This window comes from Paraburkholderia sp. Ac-20347, from assembly GCF_017104805.1.
Lineage (GTDB): Bacteria > Pseudomonadota > Gammaproteobacteria > Burkholderiales > Burkholderiaceae > Paraburkholderia > Paraburkholderia tropica.
Window position 1 is genome coordinate 1 of sequence record NZ_JAAGPN010000330.1, and the last position, 7,598, is coordinate 7,598.

General features: G+C 66.4%; 8 protein-coding genes. All 8 read left to right on the forward strand.

Annotated elements, in window-relative coordinates:
* A partial coding sequence (gene phnH, locus G3N97_RS34340; protein ID WP_205997314.1) for a phosphonate C-P lyase system protein PhnH occupies positions 1-364 on the forward strand: 364 nt, incomplete at its 5' end.
* Positions 364-1,458, forward strand: coding sequence for a carbon-phosphorus lyase complex subunit PhnI (locus tag G3N97_RS34345; protein ID WP_205997315.1), 1,095 nt, complete (start codon positions 364-366; stop codon positions 1,456-1,458). The genes phnH and G3N97_RS34345, both read left to right, overlap by 1 nt.
* Positions 1,455-2,393 carry an alpha-D-ribose 1-methylphosphonate 5-phosphate C-P-lyase PhnJ gene (locus G3N97_RS34350; protein WP_205997316.1) on the forward strand — a complete coding sequence of 313 codons (939 nt, stop codon included), beginning with the start codon at positions 1,455-1,457 and terminating at the stop codon, positions 2,391-2,393. Before G3N97_RS34345 ends, G3N97_RS34350 begins: the two co-directional genes overlap by 4 nt.
* Complete coding sequence (gene phnK, locus G3N97_RS34355; RefSeq protein WP_205997317.1) at positions 2,390-3,160, forward strand: phosphonate C-P lyase system protein PhnK; 771 nt, start codon at positions 2,390-2,392, stop codon at positions 3,158-3,160. Before G3N97_RS34350 ends, phnK begins: the two co-directional genes overlap by 4 nt.
* A gap of 13 nt (positions 3,161-3,173) precedes the next feature.
* The gene (phnL, locus tag G3N97_RS34360; protein ID WP_205997318.1) at positions 3,174-3,959 is read left to right on the forward strand and encodes a phosphonate C-P lyase system protein PhnL; all 786 of its coding nucleotides are present in this window, start codon (positions 3,174-3,176) and stop codon (positions 3,957-3,959) included.
* Positions 3,960-4,065: 106 nt separating this feature from the next.
* Positions 4,066-5,199, forward strand: a complete 1,134-nt coding sequence (locus tag G3N97_RS34365) for an alpha-D-ribose 1-methylphosphonate 5-triphosphate diphosphatase (protein ID WP_205997319.1) — start codon at positions 4,066-4,068, stop codon at positions 5,197-5,199.
* 493 nt (positions 5,200-5,692) lie between these two features.
* Positions 5,693-6,460 (forward strand): ABC transporter substrate-binding protein, encoded by a 768-nt coding sequence (locus tag G3N97_RS34370; protein WP_205997320.1) that lies wholly within the window; start codon positions 5,693-5,695, stop codon positions 6,458-6,460.
* Positions 6,461-6,728: 268 nt separating this feature from the next.
* Positions 6,729-7,598 (forward strand): succinylglutamate desuccinylase/aspartoacylase family protein (locus tag G3N97_RS34375; protein WP_205997321.1); only part of this gene is annotated, 870 nt, incomplete at its 3' end.

The window sequence follows — 7,598 nt, forward strand, 5'->3', positions numbered from 1 at the left end:
CGCGCTGCGCTTTCACGCCGACGCGCCGCTCGCCGACACCGCGCATGAAGCCGCGTTCGCCTACGTGCACGACGCCGCCGCGCTGCCGCCGCTCGATGCGTTCGCGTGCGGCACGCCCGAATCGCCGGAGCAGTCGGCCACCGTGTTCGTGCGCGTCGACTCGCTGACCGAAGGCGCGCCGCTCACGCTGCGCGGCCCCGGCATCGAATCGACGCAAACCATCGCGCCCGCCGGACTGCCCGCGCGTTTCTGGCAGGAACGCGCCGCACTCGCGCCGCTCTTTCCGTGCGGCATCGACTTCTATTTCGTCTGCGGCGACCGCCTCATGGGCCTGCCGCGCACGACTCGCGTGGAGATGAACTGATGTACGTCGCCGTCAAAGGAGGAGAGCGCGCGATCGAAGCGTCGTGGCGCCTGCTCGACAAGGCACGCCGTGGCGACACGAACGTGCCCGAGCTGAGCGTCGCGCAGATCCGCGAACAGATGCGCCTCGCCGTGGCGCGCGTGATGGCTGAAGGCTCGGTCTACGACGAGGAACTCGCCGCGCTCGCGATCAAGCAGGCCGCGGGCGATCTCGTCGAAGCGATCTTTCTGCTGCGCGCGTATCGCACGACGTTGCCGCGTTTCGGCTATACGCTGCCCGTGGAAACGGAAAACATGGCGGTGGAGCGCCGCATTTCCGCGACCTTCAAGGACGTGCCCGGCGGCCAGGTGCTGGGCGCGACTTACGATTACACGCAACGTCTGCTCGATTTCGCACTGCTCGCGGAAGGCGACAATGATACGGATACCGAATCAATTTCGCCCGTACAGCCGCAGCAGGAATCGGAGCCGATGCCGCGCGTCGTCACGCTGCTCGACAAGGAAGGGCTGATCGAACAGGAAACGGCCACGCCCGACGCCGCCGAACCCGGCGATCTGTCGCGCGAACCGCTGTCGTTTCCCGCCGACCGCTCGGTGCGCCTGCAAAACCTCGCGCGCGGCGACGAAGGCTTTCTGCTCGCGATGGGCTACGCCACGCAGCGCGGCTACGCACATTCGCATCCGTTCGCGGGCGAGATCCGCTTCGGTTCGGTGGCCGTGGAAATGGTGCTCGACGAACTGGGCGAAGCGGTCGAGATCGGCGAAATCGACTTGACCGAGTGCCAGATGATCAACCAGTTCGCGGGCAGCAAGGATGTGCCACCCGCCTTCACGCAAGGTTACGGCCTCACGTTCGGCCATGCGGAGCGCAAGGCGATGGCGATGGCGCTGGTCGATCGCGCGCTGCGTGCGGAAGAACTCGGCGAGACGCTCGCCTCGCCGACCCAGGACATCGAATTCATGCTCTCGCACAGCGACAACGTGGAGGCCTCGGGTTTCGTGCAGCATCTGAAACTGCCGCATTACGTGGACTTCCAGTCCGAACTCGAACTCGTGCGCCGCCTGCGCGCGCAGCACGAAGGAGAAGCTGCATGAACGCTCCCGATACGTTCGACACGGCGCTCGCCTCGCACGAAACGCAGGCCGCCGACGGCTACAACTTCGCCTATCTCGACGAGCAGACCAAGCGCATGATCCGCCGCGCGCTGCTCAAGGCGGTGGCGGTGCCCGGCTACCAGGTGCCGTTCGCCTCGCGCGAAATGCCGCTGCCGTATGGCTGGGGCACGGGCGGCATTCAGGTGACGGCGGCGATCATCGGCGCGAACGACACGCTCAAGGTCATCGACCAGGGTTCCGACGATACGACCAACGCCGTGAACATCCGCCGCTTTTTCGCGCGCACGACGGGCGTGGCGACCACGCGCCGCACGAGCGAAGCGACCATCGTGCAGACGCGCCACCGCATTCCCGAAACGCCGCTCACCGAGAAGCAGATTCTCGTCTATCAGGTGCCGATGCCCGAGCCGCTGTACCGCCTGGAACCGCGCGTGGCCGAATGCAAGAAGCTGCACGCGCTCGCCGATTACGGGCTCATCAGCGTGAAGCTCTACGAGGACATCGTGCAGCACGGCAGCATCGCGACCACCTACGACTATCCCGTGATGGTGAACGGCCGCTATCTGACCTCGCCTTCGCCGATCCCGAAGTTCGACAATCCGAAGCTGCACATGAACGCCGCGCTGCAATTGTTCGGCGCGGGCCGCGAGCGCCGCATCTACGCGATTCCGCCTTATACGTCGGTGAAATCGCTCGACTTCGACGATCACCCGTTCGAAGTGCAGCGCTGGGAGCACGCGTGCGCGCTGTGCGGTTCGCGCGAGAGTTTCCTCGATGAGATGATCGTCGACGATGCGGGCAAGCGCATGTTCGTCTGCTCGGACAGCGATTATTGCCACGATCGGCGAGAACATCAGGATAGCGAATCATCTTCGCTGAACGAGCATTCGATTCAACCGGGAGAACACGCATGACGCCGCTTCTCAGCGCCCGCCGGCTCACGAAACAGTTCGGCGGCAAGAACGGCTGCCGCGACGTGAGCTTCGACCTGTATCCCGGCGAAGTGCTCTGCATCGTCGGCGAATCGGGCTCGGGAAAAACGACGCTGCTCAACACGCTCGCGCTGCGCACGCCCGCCGATTCCGGCGCGCTGAACTACGTGAACGTCAACGGCGAAACGCTCGATCTGCGCACGCTTTCCGAGCCGCGCCGCCGTCTGCTCGCACGCACCGAATGGGGCTTCGTGCAGCAGAATCCGCGCGACGGACTGCGTGCGGGCGTCTCGGCGGGCGCCAATATCGGCGAGCCGCTGATGGCCGTGGGCGCGCGTCATTACGGACAGATTCGCCACACCGCGCAGCAATGGATGTCGCGCGTCGAACTCGACGCCACGCGCATCGACGAACTGCCTTCGGCGTTTTCGGGCGGCATGCAGCAGCGTCTGCAGATCGCGCGCAATCTCGTTACCGGTCCGCGCCTCGTGTTCATGGACGAACCCACCGCGGGCCTCGACGTCTCGGTGCAGGCGCGCCTGCTCGACCTGCTGCGCACGCTCACGACCACGCTGCATCTTTCGGTGCTGATCGTCACGCACGACATCGGCGTGGCGCGTCTGCTCGCGCATCGCCTGATGGTGATGCAAGGCGGCACGGTGGTGGAATCGGGCCTGACCGATCAGGTGCTCGACGACCCGCAGCATCCCTATACGCAGACGCTGGTGGCCTCGGTGCTGCCGGTCTAGGATGGTGAACACGATGACTCTCAATCCCTCATCCGCGCGCGCGTTCGCCGAGCGCCCCGCGCTCATGCTGCGCGCCGAAGACGTGCGCAAGACCTTCACGCTGCATGGCCAGGGCGGCATCGGTATCGAAGCGCTCGCGGGCGTGTCGCTCGATGTCGAACGCGGCGAATGCGTCGTGCTGGTCGGTCCGTCGGGCGCGGGCAAGAGCACCTTCTTGCGCTGCCTCTACGGCAACTATCTCGCGAGCGGCGGCACCATCGCGATCCGCGACGACGCGCTGCCGCAACAGCATCTGGCGATCACGGGCGCCGAACCGCACGACGTGCTGCGTCTGCGCCGCAACGTGGTGGGCTACGTGAGCCAGTTTCTGCGCGTGATTCCGCGTGTGAGCACGCTCGATATCGTGGCCGCGCCGCTGGTTGCACGCGGCGTCGACGAAGACGACGCGCGCGAACAGGCCGCGCAACTGCTCGCGCGCCTGAACGTGCCGCAGCGTTTGTGGCCGCTCGCGCCCGCGACGTTCTCGGGCGGCGAGCAGCAACGCGTGAATATCGCGCGCGGACTGATCGCGCAGCATCGCGTGCTGCTGCTCGACGAACCCACGGCATCGCTCGATGCGGAAAACCGCGCCGTGGTCGCGCAACTGATCGTCGAGGCGCGCGAGCGCGGCGCGGCGATCGTCGGCGTGTTCCATGACGAGGACACGCGCGAGCGCGTCGCCACGCGCGTGCTGACGCTCGCCGCGCCGCGCGCGCCGATCGGCCTGCAAGCCGGGATGGAAACCCACGCCGTCGCCTGAAAAACGACGCGAAGAAACTGCACTGTGTCACGCGCCGCGCGCACACTGAAGCCTGTGCGCCGCGCGCGCCCCAACCTGATGACGACCTGATTTCTGGAGCCCGACGATGTTGATCACCAACGCTCGCATCGTGACGCGAGACGACGTATTCACCGGCACGCTGCGCGTGGAAGACGGCATGATCCGCGAGCTGTCGCGCGGCACGACCGCCGCGCCCGACGCCGAAGACTGGGAAGGCGATTTCCTGCTGCCCGGCCTCGTCGAACTGCATACCGACAACCTCGAAAAACACCTCGCGCCGCGTCCCGGCGTGCACTGGAACATCGACGCCGCGTTCGTGATCCACGACGCGCAGATCGCCGCCGCGGGCATCACCACGGTGTTCGACGCGCTCGCCATCGGCACGCGTCTTTCCGTGGGCGTGCGCGGCCGCGACGTGCAGCTCGCGAGCGCCGCCGCGCTGTCGCGCTTCACCGAGCGCAAGCTGCTGCGCGCCGATCACTTCCTGCATCTGCGCTGCGAAATCGCCACCGAAGACGTGATCGAGCTGTTCGACACGCTCAGCGCGCATCCGCTGCTGCGCCTCGCCTCGGTGATGGACCACACGCCCGGCCAGCGCCAGTGGCACGACCGCGCGCAGTGGCGCCGCTATCAGGAGCGCCACGGCAAATGGACCGACGAGCACGCCGACAACCTGCTCGCCGAAATGGCCACCGAGCAGGAGCGTTACGCCGATGCACACCGCCGCGAGATCGTCGGGCGCTGCCGCGCGCGCAACATTCCGCTCGCGAGCCACGACGACACGCTGATCGAGCACGTCGAGCAGGCCGCGGAAGAAGGCATCGTGCTGGCCGAATTCCCGACCACGCGCCTCGCCGCCGAAGCCTCGAAGCAGCGCGGCATCGCCACCATCATGGGCGCGCCGAACGTGGTGCGCGGCGGCTCGCATTCGGGCAACGTCTCGGCGCTCGAACTGGCGCAGGCGGATCTGCTCGACATCCTCTCGTCGGACTACGTGCCGTCGAGTCTGCTGACCGCCGCGTTCGACCTCGTGACCAAGGCCGACTGGACGCTGCCGCGCGCCGTCGCCACGGTGTCGTGGGAACCCGCGCGCAAGGCCGGTCTGCACGACCGCGGCGCGATCGAACCGGGCCTGCGCGCCGACTTCGTGCGCGTGACGATGCTCGATTCGCTGCCGGTGCCGCGCGCGACGTGGCGCGCGGGTCAGCGAGTGGTGTGAGCGCGTTGAGCGCGCTTTAAGCATGCATTGAAGTAGAGCCAGCGAGATTGCTGCATTGCAGTACCGGCGCGCCGTGGCTGTCGACCTGGCCAACGGCGCGCCGTCGTTTCGATTTCAACTTCCCTTCATGTACCGCGCATCGCACCGCATCGGTGCTTGCGCAATCATCCGACTGTTGCGGCAGAGCATCGCAATCGCGCTCGCCGAGGCGCGCCGCGGCCCTGCGCCGATACGTCGCGCGCCTTGTCCGGCAAGGCTTTGCGGCCGAAGCGATCGATTCGCCGGCGGCCGTTAGAGCGTTGGCTCGCCCGCCATCCGGTATTTCACTAGCGACGCAGCAATTTTGACCGGGTAAGCTTTGCGGCGCCGCTCGCAACACGCCCAACGTGAAGTGCGAGGCCACCACAGTTCCAGCGCGAGCCGCGCCGGAACACAGCACGGCGGCGGCACGACCGCACGCTGCGCGCCCTGAACCATACGAGGAGTACACATAGTGAAGAAACTGCTTGCCGCCCTGTCGGTTGCCCTGCTGGCCGTCTCGGCCGGTGCCGCCCAAGCCAAGGACTGGACCACCGTGCGCTTCGGCGTCGACGCGAGCTACGCGCCGTTCGAATCGAAAGCACCCGATGGCAAGCTGGTCGGCTTCGACATCGACCTCGGCAACGAAATCTGCAAGCGCATGAACGCGAAGTGCGTGTGGGTCGAGCAGGATTTCGACGGCATGATTCCGGGCCTGAAGGCCAAGAAGTTCGACGGCGTGCTCTCGTCGATGACCATCACCCCGCAGCGTGAAGAGCAGATCGCTTTCTCGGCGAAGCTGTTCAACACGCCGACGCGCCTCGTCGCCAAGAAGGGCACGAGCTTCCAGCCGACGGCTGACTCGCTCAAGGGCAAGTCGGTGGGCGTCGAGCAAGGCACGATCCAGGAAACCTACGCCAAGGAAAACTGGGCGCCGAAGGGCGTGAACGTGGTACCTTACCAGAACCAGGACCAGGTCTACGCCGACCTGATCTCGGGCCGTCTGGACGCCGCGCTGCAAGACGAAGTGCAAGCCGACCTCGGCTTCCTGAAGACCCCGCGCGGCGCGGGCTTCCAGTTCGCGGGCAAGGAAATCCCGACGGGCGCTGCCGCCATCGGCCTGCGCAAGGAAGACACCGACCTGAAGGCGAAGATCGACAAGGCCATCGCCGAGATGATCAAGGACGGCACGTACAAGAAGATCGAAGCCAAGTACTTCGACTTCGACGTGTACGGCAACTAAGCATCGCCGTTGCCTTCCTGCGACCGCCGCCGAGCGGTCCGCGAGATGCAAAAAGCCCAGACCCCGGTCTGGGCTTTTTGCTTTCCGGCGCGCGCACGGTGCGAAGATCCAACATCGCCCGGGCATCAACCAGGCTACGCGCGACGCCGCACCCCGATTCAGCCCACCGCGCATATCGGCTAAGATCATGGGCACCGGTCCGCCTGCGGACCAAACCTACTGCCACTCCGAACGCGCCTCGCGCTCATCCGCGTCGCGCGCACTCATCATGCAAACCCGCAACCATCCGCTGATCGCGCCCGCGCTCGGTACCGCGCGACAGATCACGAGCTTCCACTACGGCCCGGCGGCTGATCCGTCCGCGGACCAGACAGGCGCGCCGAAGGTCTACATCCAGTCGTCGCTGCATGCCGACGAACTGCCCGGCATGCTCGTTTCGTGGACGCTGCGCCGCAAGCTCGCCGCGCTCGAAGCCGCCGGACGCCTGCGCGGAGAGATCGTGATCGTGCCGGTGGCGAATCCGATCGGCCTGAACCAGCACTGGCTCGGCCATCTCGTGGGCCGCTTCGAATCGAACACCGCGCAGAATTTCAATCGCAATTTCCACGACCTCACGGCGCTCGTGCTGCCGCACATCGAAGCGAGCCTGGGCACCGACGCCGCCACGAACCTCAAGACCATTCGCCACGCGATGGGCGAGGCGCTCGCGGCGCAGCAGCCGCAGACCGAACTCGATTCGCAACGCCTCGCGCTGCAACGCCTGTCGTACGACGCCGACATCGTGCTCGACCTGCATTGCGACTGGGAAGCCGCGATGCACATCTACACGAACCCGGAGCTGTGGCCGGAAGTCGAGCCGCTCGCGCGCTATCTGGACGCCAAGGCGTCGCTGCTGGCGCTGAATTCGATCGGCAATCCGTTCGACGAAATCCACAGCTTCTGCTGGAGCGAGTTGCGCGAGCGCTTCGGCGAGCGTTTCCCGATTCCGCACGGCTCGATTTCGGTGACGGTGGAACTGCGCAGCCAGCGCGACGTCTCGCATGAATTCGCCGAGCACGACGCCCAGGCGATCGTCGAGTATCTGACCGCGCGCGGCGTGATCGCCGGCGCGGCCGCCGCGCTGCCGCCGCTCGCGCAT

Bases quoted from the DNA above. Each gene is read 5' to 3' on its own strand.
- phnL (WP_205997318.1), top strand. From the start codon at position 3,174: ATGACTCTCAATCCCTCATCCGCGCGCGCGTTCGCCGAGCGCCCCGCG.
- G3N97_RS34365 (WP_205997319.1), top strand. From the start codon at position 4,066: ATGTTGATCACCAACGCTCGCATCGTGACGCGAGACGACGTATTCACC.
- G3N97_RS34345 (WP_205997315.1), top strand. From the start codon at position 364: ATGTACGTCGCCGTCAAAGGAGGAGAGCGCGCGATCGAAGCGTCGTGG.
- phnK (WP_205997317.1), top strand. From the start codon at position 2,390: ATGACGCCGCTTCTCAGCGCCCGCCGGCTCACGAAACAGTTCGGCGGC.
- G3N97_RS34350 (WP_205997316.1), top strand. From the start codon at position 1,455: ATGAACGCTCCCGATACGTTCGACACGGCGCTCGCCTCGCACGAAACG.